Origin of the sequence: Blautia aquisgranensis (assembly GCF_040096615.1) — a bacterium.
Classification (GTDB): domain Bacteria; phylum Bacillota; class Clostridia; order Lachnospirales; family Lachnospiraceae; genus Blautia_A; species Blautia_A aquisgranensis.
The window spans coordinates 40,592-66,550 of record NZ_JBBMEJ010000002.1; the positions used below are offsets into that span (position 1 = coordinate 40,592).

Genomic DNA, 25,959 nt, shown 5'->3' on the forward strand with positions numbered 1-25,959 from the left:
ATTATGTTATAATTTCGGCACAGTTAAATATGGAAAAGTAATTCAACAATTACCGGTTTTAAGTTCTCTGTTATATCGACAGAGCCAAGAGGGAACAGGGTTAGAATCCCAGGCAGTCGTGCTACTGTATTTGTTTAGGTTTTCTGCATCCATTGTACATATTTTGTATGAGAAGGAGAAAGACCGTGATTACATAAGCCAGGATACCTGCTTAAAGCTGCTACCAGTTATTACACGCAATGATAAATGGAGTGGGAGATTGTTTTATTTTGTGAACCTTTTTTCGGGTTACGGAGAGAAAACAGCTTCCGGATTCAGAGATATTGCGGTAGCAGATGGTATTGTTTGAGAAAAACATGATTATAATACGGGTGCGATATCTTTCGGGATATTGCACCTGTTTTTTTATTTGAGAGGTAAAAAATGCAGAAAACACTGGTGTGGCGGTTACAGAAGGATGAAGAAAAAACATTTCTGAGAGGCTGTGCAGATAAGCATGGAGACAGACGGCTCGTTATCACATGGCCATATACAAAGATTGGTGATGAGGCACTGAAAAATAACATTCGGATCAAGGAGGCAGTTTTTTCAGACTGTGTAAGAGAAATCGGGAAGGAAAGTTTTTCGGGGTGTACGAGACTAAGAACGGTAGATACGCAAAAACTGAAAAAAATAAAAAACGGAGCATTTTCCGGTTGCGTAAATCTGAGAAAATTTCAGATTTCAAAAACAGTTGAACGCATGGGAAAAGGGATTTTTTCCGGATGCAAAAGATTACAGCAGGTTTCTTTTGATGACAATTTAAAGATTTTCAGAATTCCGGAAGAAACATTTATGGAATGCAGGGAGCTTTCGCAGATTATTCTGCCGGAAACTGTAAGAGAGATTGGAAGACAGAGCTTTTACAGATGTATAGAGCTGTCAGAAATAGAGATACCGAAGTCTGTGGAAAAAATAGAAGAAAAAGCTTTTTATCAGACTGGTCTGAAAAACCTGAAACTTCCGGAGAATCTGCATTTTATAGGAGAGAGTGCTTTTTTGAAATGCAAAGAACTGGAATACGTCAGAATTCCTCAAAGTGTGGAAACTGTGGAAAAATGGGCGTTTCATGGATGCAGTATGTTGAAAACAGTAGAATTTTCCGGAGATCCGGAGGTTCTTGGAGAGTGGATCATCAACAGAGGAACAAAGATTTTATGTAAAAAAGATACCAGGGTGGATGACTATTGTAGGAAGAATGGATTTGAGGTAAAATATTTCTGAGATGGTGTCATTTTGGAAAAAAGAGGAGAAGAAATCATGAATATCTGCATATACGGAGCATCCAGTGAGGAGCTCAAAAAAATCTATTATGAAAAGACAGAAGAGCTTGGACGACTGATGGCAAAAAGAGGTCACGGGCTTGTGTTTGGCGGAGGTGAGACTGGCCTGATGGGTGCAGCTGCCCGGGGAGTTTCCCATGAAAAAGGCTATATCCTTGGAATCTCGCCGAAATTTTTTGACCAGCCGGGAGTGCTGTATCAGCACTGTACGGAGTTTATTTTTACGGAAACCATGAGAGAGAGAAAACATCTCCTGGAAAGCCGTTCCGATGCTACGATCGTGGTACCCGGAGGAATCGGTACATATGAGGAATTTTTTGAGATCCTGACATTAAAGAGTCTGGGGCGGATCGATCGTCCGATCGTTCTCTATAACATCGAAGGCTATTATGACAGTATGAGAGAACTGCTGGAATATACGGCAGCTGAGAAATTTATGTCACGGGATGTTGTGGGACTTTGCAGGTTTATGAAGAATCCGGAGGAGATCCTGGATTATATTGAGAATTATAAGAATTACGGTGGGAAACTGTAAGTTCAAAAGCGACAGTGGTTCCGAAAAGAAAGACGCAGCTTTTACACGGCAAAAATGTAAAAGCTGCGTCTTTTTTTATCAGAATTCGTAGTTTTTATGTCTCTTGAAGAAATTTTTTGTTTCCTTTACGACCACACCGCTCAGGGCAAGAAGAGCAATCAGGTTCGGGAATGCCATCAGGGCATTGAAGATATCTGCGATGTTCCATACTGCTGCTACAGTCATATATGGTCCGATGAATACGCAGATGATGTACAGCCAGCGGTATGTTGTAACTGCGGCTTTGTTTCTGTTGAACAGGTATTCCAGACATCTTTCACCGTAATAATCCCATCCGAGAATGGTTGTGAATGCGAAGAATACCAGACACAGCATCAGTGAGAAGGATGCGACAACCGGCGGGAAAGGAAGTCCTTTCTGGAAAGCTGCTGTTGTGATGGCAACACCCTCAAGACCTGTGTTCCATGTTTCTGTGATGACGATGGAAAGACCTGTCATTGTACAGATAACGATGGTATCAATGAATGTACCTGTCATGGATACAAGACCCTGACGTACCGGCTCCTTTGTCTGAGCTGCAGCGGCTGCGATCGGGGCACTACCAAGACCGGACTCATTGGAGAAGATACCGCGGGCGATACCCTTCTGCATAGCTACGACCATGGTTCCCATTGCGCCACCTGCAAGTGCACTTCCTGTGAAAGCAGATTTTACGATAGTTACGATCGCTGCAGGTACTGCAGTGATGTTTGTGATCACGATGATCAGTGCCAGTGCAACATAGAGAACTGCCATAAACGGTACAACGACCTGGGATACCTTTGCGATTCTCTTGATTCCGCCGAGAACGACAAGTCCTACACATACTGTAAGTGCCAGACATGCAACTACAGTTGCCCAGGAATATGTATTTCCGAAAAGTGCTACTGTATGTGCTTTATCCGGGTCAAAGAAATTGGTAACTGCAGACGCGATACCGTTTACCTGTGTGAAGGTTCCGATACCGAAAAGTCCTACACCTGCTCCGAAAAATGCGAAGATCTTGGCAAGCCATCTCCACTGTTTTCCCATACCGTTTTCGATGTAGTAGAATGGTCCGCCGAGAACGTGGCCTTCTTTGTCAATGGTACGATACTTGATCGCCAGAAGTCCTTCTGCGTATTTGGTTGCCATCCCGAAGAATGCGGCTACGATCATCCAGAAAAGTGCACCTGGTCCGCCGGCTGCGATAGCAGTTGCGACACCTACGATATTTCCGGTTCCGATGGTTGCTGAAAGTGCAGTACACAGAGCTCCGAAGCTTGTGACCTCACCATCGCCGCCTTCTTCATTTTTTACCATGAATTTCAGTGCCTTTCCGAGGTGCCTTACCTGTAAAAGACCTAACCGAGCGGTTAACAGAATTCCTGTGAACAGGATCAGAATGATCAGCGGAAGTCCCCAAACGACTCCGTCAAACCATGTGATAAAGTTGTTGATTTGTGTAAACATTACTCTTTCCTCCATCCTTTTGCCTGAGAGATTTACAGCATTTTATGCTGCTTACACCTTCGGCGCTCTTCTTTTTTATTTGAAGAGACTCTCCTGAGTTTTTTATTTTTGAATGAGTGCCGGAACCTCCTTGTGTACGGTAGTGGCGGTCATTCGTTTTGTGTAGAAATACACTGTAAGAAAGAGTATCACATGAATTGACGGATTTCAATGGGTTTTATTAAAAAAATTTGATTTATTAGTAAAATTAATCGACATATAACCAGTGTTGTTGGTACATTTCGATACAATGCGATTATTTTTCTATAAGAGGATGTTCTTTGTAATACATTCGTGTGAAATGCAGAAAGGTAAGCATATCACCGCTGATGTATTTGCCTTTTTTCCATATCATACCGATCTTTATGCGGATAGGCGGATTCAGTGGAATTCCGGTGATATTGGAATCAGAAAATTTATCGGTCATGCTGGAATAGAGAAAACAGGCGTATTTACCGGTTTTTACGAACTGCAGGGTCGTATAGATCTGGCTGCTTCGCATGACGATATTTGGAGTGTAGCCATCCATTTCAAAACGCATTTTGAGAAGCTGGTTTTGGACAGAGTCTGCGTTGAAAAAGATCAGAGGCTCCTGTGACATCTCTTTTGTTGTGACAGTACTTTTGCCGGCCAGTTTATGATCGTTGTTCACGCAGAAAACAACCTGATCATTGGCAAGGACCGTGTTATGAAATTTGTCAATGTTATATTGTTCCATATTTACCAATGCCAGATCCAGAGTGTCATCCTGAACCAGATGACAGGCGCGGACGGAACCGTATTCCTCCAGAACAACAGCGATCTCCGGATGCTTTTCATGAAAAGCAGTAAGCAGCTCCGGAAAAAATACAGTGCTCAGCATTGGTGGAATCCCGATACGGAGAGGGGGCTTTACCCTGGACATACTGGAATAATCAGCCTGGAGCTCGTTGCAGTATTGAAGGATGTAGGTGGCTTTTTCATAGAAGGCTTCACCTTCCTGGGTAAGGATCAGCTGATTTCCTTTTCTGGAAAAAAGACTGATTCCGAATTCAATCTCCAGGTCACGGATCGCCATGGAAACGGTTGGCTGGGTTACATATAATTCTTCAGCTGCTTTTGTGATGCTGTGGCAGCGGCTGGCGGTGCAGAAATATCGAAGCTGGTTCAATGTCATAATAAAATACTTCCTTTAATATGGTGTTCGGATGTTTTTCTCCGTTTAAATGTTATCATAAAAATATCACAGGCATGGTATAATTTCTATGTTTATTTTGATAAACAGACTGTTTTATAGCAATATTGCATAAAAAATCGGGCGAAAAATTGAGAACATAAATTTTTTTTATGGGGATATGTGTTTCATTAATTTGTTTTTTTATATGTACACCAGTTATAATAAAGTCATCAAAAGAAACGTGTATGGCCTATACTTTTCAGAAAAAATAAGACGGAAAATAAAGACAGAATAAACATGAAATCACAACACAGTGAAAGGAGAGTACAGAAATGTCTCAGACAACTATAACATTGCTGTTTCTTGTGTTCACCATTATCAGTTTCATCCTTGAAAAAATTCCTCTTGGACTGACTGCTTCAATCTGTGCCATCGGTCTGACACTCACAGGAGTTGTGGATGCAACAACAACATTTTCACAGTATGTAAACAGTAACGTAATCCTTTGCGTTGGCATGTTTGTAGTAGGCCAGGCATTGTTCGAAACAGGAATGGCAAATAAGATCGGAGGACTGGTCACGAAATTTGCCAGAACAGAAAAAACATTGATCATTGCGATCATGGTGATCGTAGGTGTAATGTCCGGATTTTTATCCAATACAGGTACCGCAGCAGTGCTGATTCCGGTAGTCTGTGGAATAGCCGATGAGTCCGGCTATTCCAGAAGCCGTCTTCTGATGCCGCTGGTATTTGCCGCAGCACTTGGCGGAAACCTTTCCATTATCGGTGCACCCGGAAACCTGATGGGTGTGAATGCACTTCAGGAGATGGGGCTTTCCACAAGCTTTTTTATGTATGCGCCGGTTGGAGTTCCGATGCTTCTGATCGGAATCCTCTACTTTGTCCTTATCGGATATAAATTCCTTCCGGATGGAAAGAATGCATCCGGTGCAGCTCTTGAAGATCAGCAGGATTTCAGCCATGTACCGAAATGGAAACAGACTGTTTCCCTGGTAGTACTGATCCTTGTGATCCTTGCAATGATCTTTGAGAAAGAGATCGGCATCAGCATTGAGGTTTCCGCATGTATCGGAGCGATCCTCCTGGTTCTGACAGGAGTTATTTCCGAGAAAGACGCATTGAAGTCTATTGACCTGAAGGTTGTATTTCTTTTCGGCGGTTCTCTGACACTTGCAAAAGCATTGGATACAACCGGAGCCGGAGAGCTGATCGCAGATAAGATCGTAGGACTTCTTGGAGCAGATCCGAGTCCGATCCTTCTTCTTCTGGTGATTTTTATTGTAACCTGTGTGCTGACAAATTTCATGTCAAATACAGCAACCACAGCACTGATGATCCCTATTGCGGTATCTCTTGCAAACAACCTCGGAGCAGATCCGAGAGCCGTTGTTATCGCAACTGTTATTGCAGGCTCCTGTGCTTATGCAACACCGATCGGAATGCCGGCGAACACAATGGTGGTAGGACTTGGCGGATATAAATTCAAGGATTATGTAAAATCCGGTCTGCCGCTGATCCTGGTATCTTTCGTGATCTGTATGATCCTGTTACCGATTTTGTTCCCGTTTTACCCGTAAACCTTAAACTTTGTTAATTCTTCTGCACATTGTGAAATGCAATGAGCAGTGGAAAAAAATACATATTCCATCTTAACCAATTAATCAGCCAATTAATTGATGAAACAACCAACCAAAACACAAACCATCGAACCGTATCAGGAGGTAAATCATGACTAAGGAAAATGGAGTTAAAGTATTAACAGATATGGTAGCAGATTTTGTTGCCCACATTGGAAAAAAATTACCGGATGATGTAGTAAACAAACTGGAGGAGCTTGGCTCCCAGGAAACAGCAGCACTTCCGAAAGTTCTCTATGAGACAATGACAAAAAACCAGGGATTGGCTGTAGAGCTGAACCGTCCAAGCTGTCAGGACACAGGTGTTCTTCAGTTCTGGCTGAAATGCGGAACGAATTTCCCGTATATCAATGAGCTGGAGGGACTTTTAAAGGAGGCTGTTGTGCAGGCTACGTTTGCAGCTCCGCTGAGACACAATTCCGTTGAGACTTTTGACGAGTACAACACAAAGAAAAACGTTGGAAAAGGAACTCCGACTGTATGGTGGGATATCGTTCCGAACAGCGATAAATGTGAGATCTACGCATACATGGCAGGCGGCGGATGTACTCTCCCGGGAAAAGCAATGGTTCTGATGCCAGGTGCCGGATATGAGGGTGTTACCGATTTCGTTCTTGATCAGATGACAACTTACGGACTGAATGCGTGTCCTCCGCTTCTGGTAGGCGTTGGTGTGGGAACTTCTGTGGAAACAGCTGCACTTAATTCAAAGAAAGCGCTGATGCGCCCGATCGGTTCTCATAACGACAATGCAAATGCTGCAAAAATGGAAAAGCTTCTCGAGGATGGTATCAATGCGATCGGCCTTGGACCGCAGGGTATGGGCGGAAAGTATTCTGTAATGGGTGTTAATATCGAGAATACAGCCCGTCATCCGTCTACTATCGGTGTTGCGGTAAATGTGGGCTGCTGGTCTCACCGTCGTGGACATCTTGTTGTAAATCCGGATCTTACAGTAACCTGTGATACACATTCCACATGGAAATTCAACGCATAAACGGAGGGAAAAATCATGATTGAAATCAGAGGAGATAAAAAAGTTCTTATTACACCTATAAGCGCAGAAGACCTGGCTGATATCAAAATCGGCGATATCGTATGGTTGGACGGAGATCTGATGACCTGCCGTGATGTGGCACATCGTCGTCTGGTTGAGTACGGAAGAGAGCTTCCGTATGATATTAAAGATAAAGCAATTTTCCATGCAGGTCCTATCGTCCGCAAGATCGAGGGAACAGAGGATGATTATGAAATGGTTTCTGTAGGACCGACAACTTCCATGCGTATGGAAAAATTCGAGTATGAGTTTACGAAACTGACTGGTGTGAGAGTGATCGTTGGTAAAGGTGGTATGGGTCCGAATACTGAACGTGCATGTAAGGAGTTTGGTGCGATTCACTGTGTATTCCCGGCAGGCTGTGCAGTAGTTGCTGCTACAGAGGTTGAGAAGATCGTTGAGCATCACTGGGATGAGCTTGGTATGCCGGAGACCTTATGGTGCAATAAGGTTAAGGAATTTGGGCCATTGATCGTATCTATCGATGCACAGGGACGTAACCTGTTTGAGGAGAACAAGGTTGTATTTAATGAGCGTAAAGAAGCTGCCAAGCAGGCAATTTATCCTGAGGTTAAGTTCATTAAATAATATTGGATATTGGAAAAATTTTTCGGGATATCTGAAATGACGAGGCTCTGCCATGAGAGCTTCGGGATTGACTGGTGATTGTGAAATTGAATTAACAGCGTGATATGAAAAAGAGAGATGTCCGGCGGATCATATAATGTAGTCTGCCGGATGTCTTTTTTTGTTGCTTTTTGTTGTTTCTTGGGGCTTTTGTGTTTTACAGGGGTGAGGTGGTGTGATAGAATATAAGCGTTGCAGCAGGCTGGTTATTAAGGTATTATCTGGTATGGATTCTGCGCAGTGAAGGTGGATCGTGGATATCTGCCTGACAATATTTTCAGAGAGGATGAGGTAGAAGGTTTATGGGGGAGTATTTGAAGAACATTAACTGGAAGCATGTTCTGATCATGTGTATCGGAAATGTTTTTGCAGGTATGGGGATTGGAATTTTCAAGCTGGCCGGGCTTGGAACGGATCCGTTCAGTGGAATGAATATGGCGGTTGCAGATACGCTTGGTATGGCTTATGGTAACTTTCAGCTGATTGTAAATATCGTGTTATTGATCATTGAGATTGCTTTTGGCAGAAGATTCCTGGGAATTGGAACTATTGTGAATGCGGTGTGCCTGGCTTATATTACTACGTTCTTTTATAATATTTATACAGGTGTGTTTGGATTGGAGCTTGTGGCACTGCCGGTGCGTTTGGTGGCACTGTGTGTTGGTGTTGTGATCTGTTGTCTGGGCTTGTCTATGTATCAGATGCCGGATGAGGGAGTTGCACCTTATGATAGTCTTTCCCTGATCATGACAGAGAGATGGCCGAAGATTCCTTATTTCTGGCACAGGATGTCCAATGATGTGCTTTGTGCGCTGATCTGCTATCTGACTGGTGGTGTTGTGGGTATCGGTACACTGGTGACGGCTTTTGGATTGGGTCCGGTGATACATTTCTTTAACAGAGTTTTTACCGGGAAGCTGCTTGCCTGGGTTGATGGTGAGTGAGTTTGTAGTTGTATGGTTTGAGCTGAACTGGCTGCGGAATGTGGCTGGTTCGGCTTTTTTTGTGAAAGGGATGCCTCACGGGCTGGCTTTTCAGAATGGTAGGATAGGTATGACTGATCAGGAGTTGGATGAGCTGTCAGCGCTATGCTGTGTTAAAATATAAACAATATTAATATAATACAGTTATATTATTCATTTTATAACTATTTATAAATGTGTTATGCTATCTTCTGATGAGAGATATATAATGAACACGGTCGTATGAAATGAGAGTGTTCATGAATAGCTGGCTGTCCGGGTTGCCGGGGCTTATGTGATGAAGGAGAGGATATTATTATGGAATTTAATCATGGCGTTTTGTTTTCAGATACATATCAGAAGAAGCTGAAATCTCAGTTTTATTATGCAGATAAGGATCCTCAGTATGGTGCGAGACTTTTCTTCGAGAACTCAGGTGGTTCTTTAAGACTTAAAAAAGCCGTTGAAGCCAAGGCTGCTATCGAGGAATTCCCGGATTGCCCGGAGCGTGCAAGAGGAAGAGGTTTTGACCTGGCAGATTATGTTAAGAATGGTACTCAGGAGATCCTTGAGGTTATTTTTGGCGCGAAGAGCGGTGCGCTTATTACAGAGCTGACAGCTTCCCAGACAATGTTTCATGCAGTAGGTACGATTATGGAAGGTGTTGACTGGGGTAAGAATGCGGTTACATCTGCACTGGAGCATCCGTCTGCACACGATGCAGTTGAGTACTACTGCAAAAAGACAGGAAGAGAGTTCCGTGAGGTTCCGGCTAATAAAGTAACAGGCGGACTTGATCCGGATGAGATCATGAAATATGTTGATAAGGATACCGTTCTTCTCAGCATCATGGCGGCTTCCAATATTTCCGGTAATATCATGGATATCAAGGAGATCGCACGTCGTGCAAAAGAGATCAACCCGGATATCTATATTGTAAGTGATGCAGTTCAGCATGCACCGCATGCAGTGATCGATGTTGAGGATTGGGGTGTTGATGTCTGCAACTTTGCACCGTATAAATTCTTTGGTGTTCGTGGATGTGGTTACTGCTATGTTTCCGATCGTGTTTCTGTAATGCCGCATATCAAACTGACATGCAAGGATGACAATGTATGGGCACTTGGAACACCGGCTCCGGCTAACTTTGCAGCTATGATGGCTGTTATTGATTATGTATGCAGCATCGGTAAGCATTTCCTAGGTGACTCCGCACAGAAATACAATAAGAGAGAGCTTTTTGTTGAAGGTATGAATCATATCCATCTTCAGGAGAGAGCACTTCTGTACCGTATGCTTGAAGGTACCGAGAAAGTTCCTGGACTTCGTCATATTCCTGGAGTACAGGTTTATGTTGATATGGAAGATCTTACATACAAGGACCTGATCGTTGCTATGGGCATCGAGGGAATTGAGTATGCAGAGTGTGCAAGAAGATATCTTGAGCATGGCGTAACACTGTTCGAGCGTGTAAAGAGCAGTCCGTATTCTAAACGTATCGTTGAGACACTTGGACTTGAGGGAGCACTTCGTGTTTCACCGCTTCACTGCCATGGAACAGACGATATCGATAAATTCCTGAAGATCACAAAGGATATCGCAGAAGGAAAATAAACGCACCATTGGGGACGGAGAAAACTGGCTTTCAGTTCTGTCCCCCAATGGCAAAAAAGCCTTGAAAATCAGAGATAAGGATGATAGCATAAAAATAGATGGTAAGTATTCATTTTGCTGTATATTCTTGTATTCTATTTTCAAGGTTTTTTTATTTCAGTTGGGAGGTATGAGTATGAAAAAAAGATTTTTGAAGAAATTTATGATTCTTACATTATCAGCAGCAACTGTATTAAGTTCTGTGCCGGCGACAACTGTAACAGCAGCAGGAAATCCGTATCCGACGACTCAGGATGTAGACCAGGATGGATTATATGAAATTCCCTGCACACGTTTTGCATGGCAATGTGTATATGAGAGACAGGGCATTGCATTACCAGCCTGGGGAAATGCGGTAAATTGGTGGCAAAATGCTATCAACCAGGGATATGCTGTAGGAAATGATCCGTTACCAGGATCCATTGCTGTATGGAGTGGAGATTATTATGGACATGTAGCGTATGTGACCGGTGGTTCAGGAGATACTTTTACAGTTGATGAAGGCGGAAGAACGGATCTGGATCAGACTTCATCACACGGTATAGCATATGGTTATACACTGACAAATTCGGTAGGTGGAAGAAGACCTTATGATTCCAACAAGATTTTGCTTGGTTTTATTTATCCTGGATGTCGAATGCCTGGAAAACCATATGCAAGTGTGAACGCGGGAAAAAGCGGGCAGACTACTACATTCACATGGAATGCCACAAGTAACACACAATATTATGATGTATACATATATAAAGATGGTGAGTCCAATATATATAAATGTCAGTCTAAAGTTACCGGAACAAGCTGGGCATGTACATTGCCGGCTGGAAACTACAGAATGACGGTAGCATCCGTTAATCATGCAAAGTACGCATATACATTTTCTGATTATGTAAACTTTACAGTACAGGCAGCCCCGGTAGCACATACGCATAATTATAAAAAAGTTACAAAGAAAGCAACTACGAAAGCAAATGGATATACGCAGGAAAAATGTAGCTGCGGAAAAACCAGGAATAAAAAAACGATTTATTATCCGAAAAAAATACAGCTTTCCAAAACGAATTATGTTTATGATGGTAAAACAAAAAAACCGACAGTAAAGGTAATCGGTAGCAATAATAAAGTAATCAGTGCAGCAAATTATAAGGTAACATATTCTGCAGGAAGAAAATATGTGGGTACTTATAAAGTAACGATTCAGTTCAAAGGTAATTATTCCGGAACAGTAACAAAGACTTTTAAGATTACCGGAAAATCCCATAAACATAATTATAAAAAACAGGTACAAAAAGCAACGGTAAGCAAGAATGGATATACTCGCTATATTTGCTCCTGTGGAAATATTACAAATCAGAAAACGATTTATTATCCAAAAAAAGTGCAGCTTTCTGCTACAAGCTATGTATATGATGGAAAAGTAAAAACGCCAAAAGTAACTGTGACTGGTGCAGATAATAAAAAAATCAGCTCGGGTAATTACAGTGTATCGTATTCCTGGGGAAGAAAAAAGATCGGTACTTATAAAGTAACGATTCGTTTTAAAGGAAATTATACAGGAACAGTAACCAAAACATTTAAAATTAAGGCAAAACCGAAAAACTGGGTTTATACAAACAAGCTTCCTGCTAATGTTACATCGAGTAAATATACTATCCAGTACAAACATACTTATAAGAAAACAACTTCCCAATATGTTAATGACGGAAGCGTTTATGAGACTGTGAGAACACTGGATACATCAGCTGCCAGACAGTTAGTTGGTTATTATTATTATCATTTTTGCGGACCAAGTACAGGAAACAATGTTAACTTTGCACAGACAGGTGCTTATGTACATTTTGACAGTGTAGCTGCAAATCAGGTAACAGTAGCAGCGTCCGGTGCAGATGGAGACGATCCAAGTATTGCATATTATCTGCTTAACTGGAATGGGAATGGAAACCGTGTATGGTGTTCCAGCGGAACCACCTGTGATGGATCTAATGGAAGTCATGGAAGCAGGGGACAGGCCTGGTATCGAATGAACCAATATCAGAATAAAAAATTACAGACACATACAATAACATCTGAAAGTGGATGGACATCAAAGAAAGACAGCAAAGCGATAAAGACGGTATATCGATATAAAACAAAATAGAATAAAACAAAATAAAACCATAGGGGACGGATAAAAAAGCCATTTTTCTCCGTCCCTTAAAAGAGGTGCAGAAATGGAAAAAATGAGCAGCATAGTAAGACGGCAATTTAAAGAGGGAGATGACATCCGTGATGCAGGTCTTACAACTCCGGAAGATGTGATCCGTTATGATGATATTGCTTATGGAAAAGATTCAGAAATGCAGGTGCTGGACGTATATCGCCCGAAGGATGCGGAGGGCAGAATTCTTCCGGTGATCGTCAGTGTACATGGCGGCGGCTGGGTATATGGTGACAAAGAAAGATATCAGTATTATTGTATGAGTCTTGCACAGAGAGGTTTTGCAGTTGTTAATTTCAGTTACAGACTGGCACCGGAGCATCAGTTTCCGGCATCGCTGAAGGATACCAATCTTGCTTTTGCGTGGGTTCTCAAACATAAGGATGAATATGGAATGGACATGGAGAATCTTTTTGCAGTGGGAGATTCCGCAGGTGCACAGATGCTTTCCATGTATGCGGATATCTGCACGAATGAAGAATATGCGGCGAATTGTGAGATCCAGATTCCGGATGGAATTCATATAAAGGCCGTGGCATTAAACTGTGGACAGTACAGTCTTGAAAATCCGGAGAACATGACAAAGCAGCTGATGGCGGAATATCTTCCCGGAAAAGGAACGGCAGAAGAACTGAAGCATTTATCTCCGGTACTTTATGTCAATGAGAAATTTCCTCCAGCTTACATTATGACCGCAGAGGAGGATTTTCTGCGGGCACAGGCACCGGTGATGTATGAGAAGCTGAAGGAAAAAGGTGTGGCCTGTGAGCTTCATGATTATAGCAGTGACAAAGAAAAGCTGCAGCATGTTTTTCATTTAAATATGAAGTCAGAAGCTGCAAAACGTTGTAATGATGAGGAATGTGATTTTTTCAGAAGATTAACCATTGGGGACGGGGAAAAACGGTTTACTGTGCACATGAAAGAAATCCTGTGTTATACTGAAAGAAAACGATAAAGGAGTTAAAAATGAAAAAAATTCTTATCGTAGTGGACATGCAGAATGATTTTATCGATGGTGCCTTAGGCACAAAGGAAGCAGTTGCGATCGTGCCGAAGGTGGAAGAGAAAATCCGCAATTTTGACGGAGAAGTATTTTTCACGAGAGATACGCATGAGACATATTATCTGGAAACGCAGGAGGGAAAAAACCTTCCGGTCAAGCACTGTATCCGTGACACCGAAGGCTGGCAGATCCGAAAAGAGCTGGATATACTGAGAAAAACGGAGCCGATCGACAAAGAGACTTTCGGCTCAACAGATCTGGCGGGCGAACTGGTTACACTTAATGAAGACCAGGGAATCGAAAGTATCACACTGGTCGGACTTTGCACAGATATCTGTGTGATCTCCAATGCTCTTCTGATCAAGGCATCCCTTCCGGAAGTGCCGATCTGTGTTGATGCCACATGCTGCGCTGGCGTAACACCGGAGAGTCATGAGAATGCACTGAAAGCCATGGAGGCGTGCCAGATTAAGATTATCAGATAAAAATATATCTGACGAAAATTAAATATTTTTATCAATAAATAAAACTATCCTGAACAAATTGCAAAGTTGAGAAGCTTTGTACCTGACAGGATAGTTTTATTTGCGTTAAGAGGCTGCGAAAAACATATTGGAATATGAAAGTGATGAACGAACAGGATACGCGGGCAGACGAGATGAGTAAAAAAGAACAGCTGAAATATACAGAATATTCTTGCACAAGATACCACATTAATGTGCGAAAGCTCAATTTTTTTGAAAAATGACAATAAAAATGTGGACAAAACCAAAAATAATGGTTAATATATACACATGCTCAAAAAAGCAAATATAAAAATTATGCGAAATATATAATATAAATCCACCACTGATAAAAAAATATATAGACATATTTACAAAACGACATCGGGTATATCAATACAGGAAGCAGCGGGGAAATAACGGGAGGGAGATATTATGTTGAAATTTTTTAAAGGAAAAGATAAAGGAAATGTAATTTATGCACCCTGCAAGGGAAGAGTGGTTCCCCTTGCGGAGGTTCCGGATCCTGTCTTTGCGGATAAGGTACTGGGTGACGGTTTTGCCGTGATCCCGGCAGAGGGCAGGATATATGCTCCGGCAGACGGTGAAGTGGCAATGGTATTTGATACTCTTCATGCAGTTACGCTGACAAGCACTCAGGGAGCGGAAATACTGATACATATCGGACTGGATACAGTCACACTTAAGGGTGAACCCTTTAAAGCACACGTTGCAGCAGGTGACAAGGTTAAAAAGGGTGATCTTCTGATAGAGGCTGATCTGGACAAAATCGAGAAAGCCGGTTTAAATACAATTATCCCGGTTCTGATCTGCAACACAGATGATTACGGAAAGATAAGCCTCCAGAAGGAGGGGGATGTTTCGGCGGATGAAGTCGTCCTCAAGCTTTCATGATCATCTTCATGCAGCTGACAGGCTTATAACAGCCCGGAGATAGTAGTAATTTTCGGGGTGTTATAACCGGAGTGATCCGGTCAAATATATTTATTTTAAGGGAGGGGAAATATATGAAATTTCTTCAAAAACTGGGAAAAGCGTTAATGCTTCCAGTGGCAGTACTGCCGATCTGTGGTATCCTTATGGGTATCGGATACTGGTTATGTCCGGCAACTATGCAGGGTGGAGACATTCATGGCGCAGCCAATCTGATCGGTCTGTTTCTGGTTAAGGCAGGCGGAGCTCTGATCGACAACATGGCAATCCTTTTTGCTATCGGTGTTGGTGTCGGTATGTCAGAAAAGAATGACGGAACCGGCGGAATTGCTGCACTTGCATCCTGGCTGATGCTCACAACACTTCTTTCTACAGGATTTGTTACAACCATCATTCCATCAATCGCTGACAATGCAACAAAAACTCTTGCATTTGATAAAATTGCGAATCCTTTTATCGGAATCCTTGCCGGTATCATCGGATCTACATGCTATAACAAATTCAAGAGCACCAAGCTTCCTGACTGGCTGTCATTCTTCAGCGGCAAGCGTTGCGTAGCGATCATCGCAGGAGTGGTTTCCATTATCGTATCTGTTGTATTACTGTTTGTATGGCCATTACTTTTCAGTGCACTTGTAGCATTAGGAAAAGCGATCGCAGGTATGGATGTTGTTGGTGCAGGTATCTATGCATTCCTGAACCGTCTGCTGATCCCTACCGGATTACATCACGCACTGAACAATGTATTCTGGTTTGATACCATCGGACTTGGTGATCTTCAGCACTTCTGGGCGGGCGAAACCTCTGCAGATGTATCCTGGAGCCTTGGAATGTACATGTCCGGATTCTTCCCATGTATGATGTTTGGTATTCCTGGCGCAGCACTTGCAATGGTTAAATGTGCAAAACCTGCAAAGAAAAAAATCGCGATCGGTCTTGTTGCATCTGCAGCAATCTGTGCATTTATCTGTGGTGTAACTGAGCCGTTCGAGTTTGGATTTATGTTCCTTGCTCCTGGCCTCTATGTGATCTATGCATTACTTTACGGTATCTTTACCATGATCACAGTTGCGCTTGGATTCCGTGCAGGCTTCAGCTTCTCCGCCGGTGCGATGGATTTACTTTTCTCATCCTCACTTCCGGCAGCACAGAAGACATGGCTCATCCTTCCTCTTGGAATTGCAGCATTCATCGTATTCTATGTTGTATTCCTTTTTGCCATCAAGAAATTTGATCTGAAGACTCCGGGAAGAGAAGACGATGACGATCTTGAGGCAGAGAAGAATATTGAGCTTGCGAATGATGATTATACTGCTATTGCCGCAAAAATCCTTGAAGGCTGTGGCGGAAAAGAGAACATCACAAGCATCGATAACTGCATCACAAGACTGAGACTTGAGGTTAAGGATATTACAGCTGTAAATGATAAAGTAATCAAATCTGCAGGTGTTGCAGGCGTGATCAAACCTGGAAAAACTTCTGTACAGGTTATCATCGGAACCAAGGTTCAGTTTGTTGCAGATGCATTTTCTGAGCTTTGTAAATAATGGCTTTTTTGGAGTCAGGTATTTGCTAAAATAATTATGGGGCAGCAGCAGAATTGTGAAAACGGTTCTGCTGCTGTTTTTTGTATACCTTATATTGACCGATACTTTCAAAAAGCGTACAATGTTACTTCGATAAAAAGCAATAGGTCAGTGCATTTATGATTGCAATATTTCTACAGGGGGAATGAAGTTAATGAAATCCTGCGTATTTCACAAAAAATATCTTTTAGCCGGCATATATATTATTTTTGTTCTGTTTACCTGCTGTAATTCCCGATTTTATCATACACCGCTGGCAAAAATATGTTCTGTGACAGAAAAACAGACTCTAAGCAGAGAAGGAACCAGGGGCTCAAAAGAATATTACTATACTCAGAATATTACAGCACGGATATTAAACGGTTCGCATAAAGGGGAAAAAATAACGGTCTCTAATGAATATACATCTTCTCAGGTTCAGACCAAGAAATATCATAAAGGAGACACCGTTCTTTTAAGCGGTTCAAAGGAAAGCCCCGGAAAAACGATACGTTCTGTAAAAAGGGATGGGTATCTGGCCTTACTGGCAGGAGGATTATTTTTTCTTCTGATCTGCATTACAGGAAAGCAGGGATTTTACACGATCATATCACTGATACTGAATACAGTCATATTTGCGTATGGATTTCAGGCTTTTACAGGGGGAAAAAATATTTTAAATATCTGTAATGTCATCGCAGTTCTTTTTTCACTGACTACATTGATCTGCTTAAATGGAATTCACAGAAAAACATTTTCCTCAGTTCTTTCAACACTGTGTGTTCTGTTTCTGATCATGGCATTGTTTGAATTTTCTATTTATATGTACGGAGATCTGGATTATTCCAATCTGGAATACCTTGGAAGTACAGGCAATTCAGCAGATATATTCTGGGCAGATATTATGCTGACAGGACTTGGTGCAATTATGGATGTGACGGTGACGATCAGCGCAGCAATAGGAGAAATCGTGCGGAAAAATCCTTCAGTTTCTCTGAGAAAGCTGATACATTCCGGCCGTGAAATCGGATATGATATTATGGGAACCATGATAAATGTACTGCTGTTTGTTCTGGCAAGCGGTATGATTCCCATGTTTATACTTAAGATGAATAATGATATAAGTTTTATAACGATCGTGAAATATCACATTCCATATGATATCTGTCGTTTTCTGATAGAAAGTATTGGAATTGTACTGGCAATACCGGTATCTGTTTTTATTGCTTCAGCGATTATGAAAATACCATCACGGAAAAGGGGTGTCGGAGAATGATCATTTTTCTTGCATTGATTTTAATTTTTCTGGTGATCTTAATTGGCGGAGAGCGTGGAGCCATGTCAATTATGACACTGGCAGGGAATATTGTAATTTTGTTTTTTTCAATTATGTTGATGTCTGCCGGTTTTCCTGTACTGCCCCTGATATTGGTGGCAGGAGCAGGTGTCTGTTATATTTCTCTGTTTTATCAGAACGGAAATAATCCCAAGACGCGGGCGGCTTTTCTGGCTACACTGCTGGTAATGTTATTTTTGTTTATTCCGATTTATATTATTACATGGAGATCAGGAAGTTACGGGTTAAATGAACTGCAGATTTCGGAAGACGATTTTATGTATTATTACAGTACGGATCTTCATATTAACATGCTTCATGTAGGAATATTTGTAACTGTTTTCAGTACTCTTGGGGCTGTTATCGATACAGCATTATCTATAACATCTTCTGTATATGAAGTCTGGACTCATAAAAACAGTCTGACAGCGAAAGAGCTTACAGCTTCCGGCTATCAGGTTGGGAAAGAAATTATCGGTACAACTGTAAATACGTTGCTGTTTGCTTATCTTGGAGGAACTATTTTATTGTTTTCATACATTCAGACACAGCAATATACCCTGGAGATCATTCTTAATTCCCAGTTCCTATTCCAGGATGTTGCAGTCATGCTATCTGGTGCGGTAGCCTGCCTTATTACCGTCCCGGTATCGATCAGATGTATTATTCGACAGATTCACCGTATTGATCCGGAAGAAAAATCTGAAGTTATATAACAGCGTTAAAAAACAGTCAGACCTGTGGAGAAGAATGTGAAGGGAAAAAATGTGAAGAAAGTGTGAAATTAGCACTCACCTCTTGATAATGGAAGTCGATTTTTGTCCTGTCTTGTGTATCCCGGAAGTGCCTGTTTTACAGGCTTTCCGGGGTATCAGTCATTTTGTCTGGTATTGTAAAGCAGTGTCAGATTTGTCGTAAATGTCGTAAATTTGTGGTCAAAAAATGATGAGAAATGGAGAGTGCTAATAAAATGGAATTAACGTATACAAATGTAAATGGATATCTGATCCCGAATCTCACCTATAAATCCGGTGAGCAGATGGAGCAACTTGGCAAGTATGGTTTTCTTCGCAGAGATTATCTGAAAAACTATCGAAATTCAACCTATCAGGTGATGCTTTTACAGGATACCATTGGAGAGCATCTTCTGGAAGTGGACAAGGCAGCCAGAGAACGGGAAGAGGTAATACTGAAACAGTTAGAAGAAAAAGAACCATTGCCGGATAAAGAGAAAGATCAGATTGCCTGGGTAAGAGCTGCTAATCAACACAAAGCGATTGCAGAAGAGATTATTCTCAAGGAATTGATTTATGTTTAAATGCAAGTTCTAAAAGGATACGCAGTGCGTAGCGAATTGCAACTGTAAATCGGAACTTTTTTGCAGAGTTCACAGTAAAGTAAATAAGTGCAGAGAAAGGCGTGAGTCATAGAAATGTGGCTTGCGTCTTTTTCTTTGCCTGAAAGGAAGTGATAAGTTTGAACAAGAAGTTTTTGAAGCATTATATGGAAACCAATCCAGAAGGGACAGCACAGACCTATATCTTTCTGGTGGACAATCAGGATATAGCGTTGAATATTGTAATGTCAGGATATCAGGCAATCTGTCTGGTGCAGGAAGATGACGGATATTATTTCAGTGCAGATTCTTTTATAGAGGAAATGAGGTCTATTCAGTTTACTGGAAGCTGTCAGAGTGCCTATCATTATGTGGCTGCCTGTACAGTGAAGTGGATGAATGATAAGTTACAGACATTTTTCAAAGACGCTGGTCTCGACGGAAAAGCAGGCTGGCAGTTGTTCAAAGAGAAAGAGTATCTTGGCAAACTGGATAATCAGAAAGAAGTTGAGAAATTACTGGAACAGTATATTCTTCGGTTTGAGCGAGATCCGAAAGAAGAACCGGAACTGAGCCGTTTTCATTTATTTGATGCAAAAGGGAATGTGAAAGGTGTCCGGGATATGGAGATTGTAGATTACCTGGTGGAGAATGTTCAGTTTTTTGTGGTGGGAATCACACCGTATTATTATGAGCATGGTGTTTTCCTGGAAGACCATGATGGGGTAAGAATGAAATACCGTATCCAGAAGCTGATCTATCGTGACCAGGTACAGAGTGGAGTGATCAAAAGAATCTATAATCTGCTGATCACACAGCCAAAAGTTCACCGAGAGGCATATGAACTAAATAAACAGCCTGTGCGGTGGATCAACTTCAAAAATGGATATTATGATCCGGTTACGGGTGAAATGTTGGAACACAATCCAGATTATCTGACAATCAATCAGATACCATTTCCCTATTATCCGGAGGACAGGGAGCAGGTGTTGCAGGGTGGAGAAAATATCAAAAAGTATCTTGCATCGTCTCTTCCTGACAAAGAAGAACAGCAGACATTCTGGGAGTATTTTGGATACTGCATGACACAGGATACGCAGTTTCAGAAATTTCTTACACTGAAAGGAAATGGTGGAACCGGAAAGTCTGTGGCAGTATCGCTGATCCAGCATGTAGTTGGAATCACCAATATGTCCAGCATTTCTTTACAGGATTTGAACAAACGATTCTATGCGACTGGAATGTACGGAAAGCTGTTAAATGCCTGTGCGGATATTCCCTGCAAAGCAATGGAGAACACAGATGTATTAAAGAAAGCAGTCGGTGAGGACACACTGATTTATGAGAAAAAAGGACAGGATGCAATTCATTTCCACTCTTATGCAAAGCTGCTTTTTTCTACCAATGAAATGCCGCAGAATCTTGAGGATAAGTCAGATGCTTTTTACCGTAGACTACTGATTCTCGATATGAACCGGGTAGTAAAAAGTGGTGAAAAAGATCTGCACTTAAAGGAAAAGGTACAGGCAGAATCCGATTATGCAATTCATATGGCGATGATTGCATTGAAAAATCTGTACGAACAGGGAAAGTTCACGGAGAGCGAACACAGCAAAGAATGTGTAAGAGAGGTACAGCGGTCATCTGACAGTATCTGTGCTTTTATTGATGAGTCATTGGTGCGTGCCAAAGGAAAACGTCTGAAACGAAGTGAAGTGTTCCATATGTATGAGGAATACTGCAAAGAGAATGGCAGACAGGGGCATGGTAAATCCAACTTTTTCAGGAATATGACAGATAAAGGTTTCCTTCTGAAGCAGTACAATGGTGAGTTCTATTATCAGGATATTGCAGTTAAGGAAGAAGATTTTTGTCCTGTAGATCCAGAAGAAAGAATACCTTTTGAAGAAACAGATACAGATTATAAACAGTTACAATTAAATATGAATCAGGGAATTAAGGGTATTTAGGGCAAAATAAGCAAAAAGAAATGTTACCGGAGCAGGAGAAATAACAAAGATAGCTGCCAGAGTACATAAAATTTTGCTTTTTTTACACTGACTGCCCTTTTTCATGTATCAACGTTTTAGCTGATACAAATATAGGTTTTCCTGAATTTGGGAGAAAGTCAAAAATAAATATTAAGAAAGTATGAGGTATGATTATGAGAATGATGAAAAACAACAATAATGAGACGGTTATGGTGATCGGGATTGATCATGGGTATGGAAACATGAAAACAGCCACCAGATGCTTTCCATCCGGTGTAGCCAGATATGACAAGGAGCCAATCTTCCAGAATAATCTTCTTGTTTACAATGGCATGTATTACCAGATCGGAGAGGAACACAAGGAGTTCTGTGCAGAGAAAACGCAGGACGAGGACTATTATGTGCTGACACTGGCAGCTATCGCAAGGGAACTGGATGGGAAAGGTATGAATCGGGCAAAGGTACACATTGCAGCCGGACTTCCACTTACCTGGGTTGCTACACAGAAAGAAGATTTCCAGAAATATCTTCTCCGGAATGAATGTGTGGATTTTGCATTCCGCAATAAAGAATATCATGTGGAGTTTGCAGGAACTGATATTTACCCACAGGGATTTGCAGCAGCCTTTTACCGCTTACAGGATTTTAAGGGCATCAATATGCTGGCAGACATTGGAAACGGGACTATGAACATCATGTATATCAACAATTCCCGTCCATTAGAGAAGAAATGCTTTACAGAGAAATATGGAACGCACCAGTGTGTGCTTGCAGTCAGGGAATCTTTGTTGAAAGAACTGGGCACAGTGGTGGATGATCTGGTGATTGAGCAGGTGATCCGTACCGGGACAGCAGATATTGGTGAGAAATATCGGACAGTCATTCGCAAAGCTGCCGGAGATTATACGAAAGAAATTTTCCATAAGCTGAGAGAACGGGAATATAATCCAGAACTGATGCGTCTGTATGTAGTGGGCGGTGGCGGTTGTATGATCCAGAACTTCGGAGAATATGACAAGAACCGAGTGACGATTGTACGGGACATCTGTGCCACAGCGAAAGGTTATGAAGCAATGACCGTAAGGAAAATCCAGAGAAACGGAGGGATGCTTGTATGAGAAAAGAGCGGAAAATCATCAATACAAATATCCGTTTGAATCTTAGTGATGAACAGGACAGGCAGGCATGGGAATATTTGCAGACGATGGACAGGGAAAAATATAAATCATACACCAGAGCAGTTGTAGTTGCTTTAAACGATTATTTTTCCAAAGAGTACAGGAATGAAGCAGATCCGTATCTGGAAACCAGAGAAAAGGAAGATGCGTTTCTGGAAAGGGTGGAAACAGCTATCCGGGATGGAGTGAAAGAATCCGTCCCGATGGCTATAGCGAAGAATCTGATGGAAATGCTTGTACCGTTTGTAAAAGAATCGGTAGGAGAAAGTAATCTGCCGGACAGAACACTAACAATGGAGAAAACGGATGGAGAGATCGCAGAAGATAATCTGGACTGGGAGAAAGAAGCTGATATGGATGCAGCACTGGATTTTGCGGACAGTTTTTAGATGATTATGAAATAGCAGTAACAGGAAAACAGACTGACAGTAAGGAATAGCTTTACAAAAACAAAATAGCAGAAAAAGACAATGGCAGTGGTGACATTTCAAACATTATGAATTGGAGAAATGTTTATGACTGCTATTTTTATGTCTTTTAGCAGAAATGGAAAGAGATTCAGAAAAAGAAAGACAGAAATAACAGGAAAATATAACAGAAAGGCGTTGGCAGATGGGTGGATGGAACAAGCAAGGCGAAGAAAAGAATAGAGTGCCGGATACGGCACATGATTGTCCGATACTTCGCATCGGAGTGATGCAGGAACAGCCTGTTTCAGAAAGAGAAAATCTATGGAAATGGGAGCTTTTCTATTTCTTCCACAGTCTGTCCCTGCACCACAAAACCACCGTCATCTCCATTTAGGATTGATAATGCAGTGTGGAAATGCTGCTTGGCTGGTATCGGTTTAGTAGTGGGAAGATGACAGGCAAGTTTCGCAAAGTGGCAAGCCACTCTGCACCGGAGCCAGCCTTTGGACTGTTCCTAAACTTGCCAGAGGGCTCTGCCCCTTGGAACCCCGACACGTCAATAGCGTAAGTATCCCTCCGAAATGTCCACCGGACATTCCTGCGGAACACTTACTGATTGACTAGGACTCTGTCCTGCACCTGTATAAGGGAGCGTTGCACTCCCTTATATATCCCCTGCTAATCTACCAGCCGGAAAGGTTATGAATGATTTATAAAAAAGAAAGAGTGGAGAAAGGAGACAAAGATTTATGCGAAAACGAAATTATACAGTAACGATACGAATGAATAAAGCAGAGTATGATCTGCTCCAAAATAAAGTAAAGGAGTCTGGACAGACTCAGCAGGCGGTTGTAATTCATGCAATAGCAGGTTTAAAAATTGCTTCTGCAGAGGAAGTGGAAGAACTGAAAACGCTGAATCAGATTCTTTCAGAGATACTTAGTCAGCTTCGTGGTGCAGCTACGAATTTGAATCAGATTGCAAGAAAAATGAATACGGATGGTTTTATGCCAAGGGAAGATATTCTGTATTATCTCAACAAAAATATTCTCAAATACAGGAAGGAGAGTGAAAAGATATGGCTATTAATAAGACGATTAATAAGCGGACAAATACACATGGAGCAATGAGAAATTGTATCGAATATGTTTTGCGACAGGACAAGACAAGTGAACTGCTTACTTATGTAACAGGTCCGTACTGCCATGATGAGATCAACTATGATCTGGTGTATAGAACCTTTTTAGAAGAAAAGAAGATGTGGGATAAAGATTCTGGGAGAATGTACGCTCACAACATTATTTCCTGGCATAAGGACGAGCAGATTACTCCGGAGCAGGCATTAGAATTTGGAAAAGAGTTTGCAGAAAATTGGTTCAGTGGATTCCAGACCTTAATGGCTGTGCATAAGGATAAAGATCATATCCACTGCCATCTGGTTACTAATTCAGTGAGTTATGAAGATGGAAGAAAACTGCATAACACCAAAAAGGATCTGGAACGTATGAAACAGCTTACCAATCAGATGTGCCGAGAACGTGGACTAACAGTTGTCGAGAAAGGAAAGCACTTTGATGGAAGCCAGATTGAAAAAGGGGAAGTCATTGCATGGAGTAAAGATAAATATAACCTGTTCCGTCAACAGGTAAAGGACAGTTTTGTAGCGGACTGTGCAATGGCGGTATTAAAGGCACTGGAAAATTGTATCAGCAAAGAAAAGTTTATAGAAAAAATGAAACAGTTTGGATGGAGTGTGAACTGGACAGAAAAGCGGAAACACATCACATTTCAGAATCAGGATGGAAAGAAAGTGCGTGACAGCAATCTGTCAAAAACCTTTCATCTGGACATCAGCAAGGAGGGGTTAGAGAATGAATTTAATGGAAATAGGGAAAAATCCAAAGTTGCAGCCGACAGAGACAGCAGATCAGACGAAGAACTCAGAAACTATTACAGAGAGCTTGACGCAGCCATTGCAGACACCAGAGGAATCACCAATCAAGCTCAAAGCGGAGAGGGATATTCTCGTACAGAGTTTCGAGAAAGCGAAAGAGTTCATGCGAACACAGAAAAAGCAGATACAGACACTGGAAGAAGAGAAACAGACGATCTTATCCGACAGGCAGAGATTGCGAGAAGAAGTTCGGAAATCAACCGTAGAAATTCAGCGTTTGACAACCGAACTGTCCGAAACGCAGAAGCTGAATCAATCGCTTCAGCAGAGCAACGACGACTTGAGGAACAGAAACGGATTGATGAGCAGGAGCGAGCAAGAGCGGCTCGAAGAAGAAATAAAAGACGTTCGGGACCGGAACTCTAAATTACAGATACAAGTGAACCAATCATCTGTGGAAGCGGTGGAACAGGCACAGCAGAAACAGGAAGAAGCTGAAAAGAAGGTAAGGACAATACAATGTCAATATAACAAATTACAAGAGAATGCAGAAACGATGAAAGAAAAGGCGGATCAGAAAATAAAAAGTCTGAAACAAGAAATGAAAGAAAAAACAAGTTTCTGGCAGATGGCATATATTATTTTTTTAGTATTTGAGATGATAAAAAGCACAGTAGTTCAGAATGATTTAATTGCTTGTATAAAAGTTCCGGTAAGAGTTTGGTGTAGGTATGTAGAATGGGTAATTCGTCCATCAGAATTAAATATTTGGGGTGAGAAGGAATATTTTTCAACAGAATGGTCGTGGTGTTTGCGAGTTATGGCAATTATTATCATTGTCGGAGCAGTAATTGCCGGTGAAATGTTTGTTCTGAAGAAAATAGAACAGTATCGAAGAGTGTGGGATAAATATTCCATACGGTTTATGGTGGTCAGTTTAGAGATGATTATTGTATCAAGCGATGTGTTGAGAAGATGTATGCCAATAAATCTTGTGGTATTATTTGGAATAATAAATATCGCTGTCATAGAAATAAGGATTTATTATCGTAGAGCTAATGAAATATATTAAAAATCAACAATGGTTATCAA

24 protein-coding genes and 2 riboswitches are annotated in these 25,959 nt (G+C 41.5%); of the genes, 22 read left to right on the plus strand and 2 right to left on the minus strand.

Annotation, left to right across the window (positions count from 1 at the left end):
* Nucleotides 1–43 precede the first annotated feature (43 nt).
* Nucleotides 44–229, plus strand: a riboswitch (cobalamin riboswitch).
* 194 nt (nt 230–423) lie between these two features.
* Nucleotides 424–1,263 (plus strand): leucine-rich repeat domain-containing protein, encoded by an 840-nt coding sequence (locus WMO28_RS02155; protein ID WP_349055928.1) that lies wholly within the window; start codon nt 424–426, stop codon nt 1,261–1,263.
* Between the two features lie 36 nt (nt 1,264–1,299).
* On the plus strand, nt 1,300–1,857 hold the full coding sequence (locus WMO28_RS02160; protein ID WP_178642876.1) for an LOG family protein: 558 nt from the start codon (nt 1,300–1,302) through the stop codon (nt 1,855–1,857).
* 78 nt (nt 1,858–1,935) lie between these two features.
* Here the strand turns inward: WMO28_RS02160 and WMO28_RS02165 are convergent, their stop codons facing one another.
* Nucleotides 1,936–3,348, minus strand: a complete 1,413-nt coding sequence (locus WMO28_RS02165; RefSeq protein ID WP_178642874.1) for an amino acid carrier protein — start codon at nt 3,346–3,348, stop codon at nt 1,936–1,938.
* 1 nt (nt 3,349) lies between these two features.
* A riboswitch (glycine riboswitch) is annotated at nt 3,350–3,454 on the minus strand.
* 189 nt (nt 3,455–3,643) lie between these two features.
* Nucleotides 3,644–4,543 carry a LysR family transcriptional regulator gene (locus WMO28_RS02170; RefSeq protein ID WP_349055930.1) on the minus strand — a complete coding sequence of 300 codons (900 nt, stop codon included), beginning with the start codon at nt 4,541–4,543 and terminating at the stop codon, nt 3,644–3,646.
* Nucleotides 4,544–4,875: 332 nt separating this feature from the next.
* Between WMO28_RS02170 and WMO28_RS02175 the strand changes: the two genes are divergently transcribed.
* From WMO28_RS02175 to WMO28_RS02270, 20 genes are all read left to right on the plus strand, one after another.
* Nucleotides 4,876–6,141, plus strand: coding sequence for an SLC13 family permease (locus WMO28_RS02175; protein WP_118368653.1), 1,266 nt, complete (start codon nt 4,876–4,878; stop codon nt 6,139–6,141).
* A 151-nt stretch (nt 6,142–6,292) separates the two neighbouring features.
* Nucleotides 6,293–7,198 carry a L(+)-tartrate dehydratase subunit alpha gene (ttdA, locus tag WMO28_RS02180; RefSeq protein ID WP_178641200.1) on the plus strand — a complete coding sequence of 302 codons (906 nt, stop codon included), beginning with the start codon at nt 6,293–6,295 and terminating at the stop codon, nt 7,196–7,198.
* A gap of 15 nt (nt 7,199–7,213) precedes the next feature.
* Nucleotides 7,214–7,846, plus strand: coding sequence for a L(+)-tartrate dehydratase subunit beta (ttdB, locus tag WMO28_RS02185; protein WP_178641197.1), 633 nt, complete (start codon nt 7,214–7,216; stop codon nt 7,844–7,846).
* A 341-nt stretch (nt 7,847–8,187) separates the two neighbouring features.
* Nucleotides 8,188–8,829, plus strand: coding sequence for a YczE/YyaS/YitT family protein (locus WMO28_RS02190; protein ID WP_173738180.1), 642 nt, complete (start codon nt 8,188–8,190; stop codon nt 8,827–8,829).
* Between the two features lie 336 nt (nt 8,830–9,165).
* On the plus strand, nt 9,166–10,461 hold the full coding sequence (locus WMO28_RS02195; RefSeq protein WP_349055931.1) for an aminotransferase class V-fold PLP-dependent enzyme: 1,296 nt from the start codon (nt 9,166–9,168) through the stop codon (nt 10,459–10,461).
* A 175-nt stretch (nt 10,462–10,636) separates the two neighbouring features.
* Entirely contained in the window at nt 10,637–12,634 is a 1,998-nt protein-coding gene (locus WMO28_RS02200) for a CHAP domain-containing protein (RefSeq protein WP_349055932.1), read from the plus strand.
* Between the two features lie 73 nt (nt 12,635–12,707).
* Nucleotides 12,708–13,652, plus strand: a complete 945-nt coding sequence (locus WMO28_RS02205; protein ID WP_178641185.1) for an alpha/beta hydrolase fold domain-containing protein — start codon at nt 12,708–12,710, stop codon at nt 13,650–13,652.
* 11 nt (nt 13,653–13,663) lie between these two features.
* On the plus strand, nt 13,664–14,185 hold the full coding sequence (locus tag WMO28_RS02210) for a cysteine hydrolase family protein (protein ID WP_349055935.1): 522 nt from the start codon (nt 13,664–13,666) through the stop codon (nt 14,183–14,185).
* Between the two features lie 453 nt (nt 14,186–14,638).
* The gene (locus tag WMO28_RS02215; protein ID WP_349055937.1) at nt 14,639–15,118 is read left to right on the plus strand and encodes a PTS sugar transporter subunit IIA; all 480 of its coding nucleotides are present in this window, start codon (nt 14,639–14,641) and stop codon (nt 15,116–15,118) included.
* Between the two features lie 113 nt (nt 15,119–15,231).
* Nucleotides 15,232–16,704, plus strand: a complete 1,473-nt coding sequence (locus WMO28_RS02220; protein ID WP_294676090.1) for a PTS transporter subunit EIIC — start codon at nt 15,232–15,234, stop codon at nt 16,702–16,704.
* 193 nt (nt 16,705–16,897) lie between these two features.
* The gene (locus tag WMO28_RS02225) at nt 16,898–17,998 is read left to right on the plus strand and encodes a YibE/F family protein (protein ID WP_435375768.1); all 1,101 of its coding nucleotides are present in this window, start codon (nt 16,898–16,900) and stop codon (nt 17,996–17,998) included.
* Nucleotides 17,995–18,774, plus strand: a complete 780-nt coding sequence (locus tag WMO28_RS02230; protein ID WP_349055942.1) for a YibE/F family protein — start codon at nt 17,995–17,997, stop codon at nt 18,772–18,774. Before WMO28_RS02225 ends, WMO28_RS02230 begins: the two co-directional genes overlap by 4 nt.
* 254 nt (nt 18,775–19,028) lie before the next feature.
* Nucleotides 19,029–19,376, plus strand: a complete 348-nt coding sequence (locus WMO28_RS02235; protein WP_026649314.1) for a TnpV protein — start codon at nt 19,029–19,031, stop codon at nt 19,374–19,376.
* A gap of 149 nt (nt 19,377–19,525) precedes the next feature.
* The gene (locus WMO28_RS02240; RefSeq protein ID WP_334300544.1) at nt 19,526–21,364 is read left to right on the plus strand and encodes a DNA primase family protein; all 1,839 of its coding nucleotides are present in this window, start codon (nt 19,526–19,528) and stop codon (nt 21,362–21,364) included.
* Nucleotides 21,365–21,558: 194 nt separating this feature from the next.
* Entirely contained in the window at nt 21,559–22,503 is a 945-nt protein-coding gene (locus WMO28_RS02245; RefSeq protein WP_349055943.1) for a ParM/StbA family protein, read from the plus strand.
* Nucleotides 22,500–22,952 (plus strand): hypothetical protein, encoded by a 453-nt coding sequence (locus WMO28_RS02250; protein ID WP_349055944.1) that lies wholly within the window; start codon nt 22,500–22,502, stop codon nt 22,950–22,952. Before WMO28_RS02245 ends, WMO28_RS02250 begins: the two co-directional genes overlap by 4 nt.
* A gap of 223 nt (nt 22,953–23,175) precedes the next feature.
* The gene (locus WMO28_RS02255) at nt 23,176–23,367 is read left to right on the plus strand and encodes a hypothetical protein (protein WP_349055945.1); all 192 of its coding nucleotides are present in this window, start codon (nt 23,176–23,178) and stop codon (nt 23,365–23,367) included.
* Between the two features lie 355 nt (nt 23,368–23,722).
* A complete protein-coding gene (locus WMO28_RS02260) occupies nt 23,723–24,103 on the plus strand; it encodes a plasmid mobilization protein (protein WP_055220260.1) in 381 nt (126 codons plus the stop codon).
* Nucleotides 24,052–25,293, plus strand: a complete 1,242-nt coding sequence (locus tag WMO28_RS02265) for a relaxase/mobilization nuclease domain-containing protein (protein WP_172680491.1) — start codon at nt 24,052–24,054, stop codon at nt 25,291–25,293. The genes WMO28_RS02260 and WMO28_RS02265 overlap by 52 nt, the downstream gene beginning before the upstream one ends.
* A 28-nt stretch (nt 25,294–25,321) precedes the next feature.
* On the plus strand, nt 25,322–25,939 hold the full coding sequence (locus tag WMO28_RS02270; RefSeq protein WP_055261426.1) for a DUF6040 family protein: 618 nt from the start codon (nt 25,322–25,324) through the stop codon (nt 25,937–25,939).
* Nucleotides 25,940–25,959: the final 20 nt, after the last annotated feature.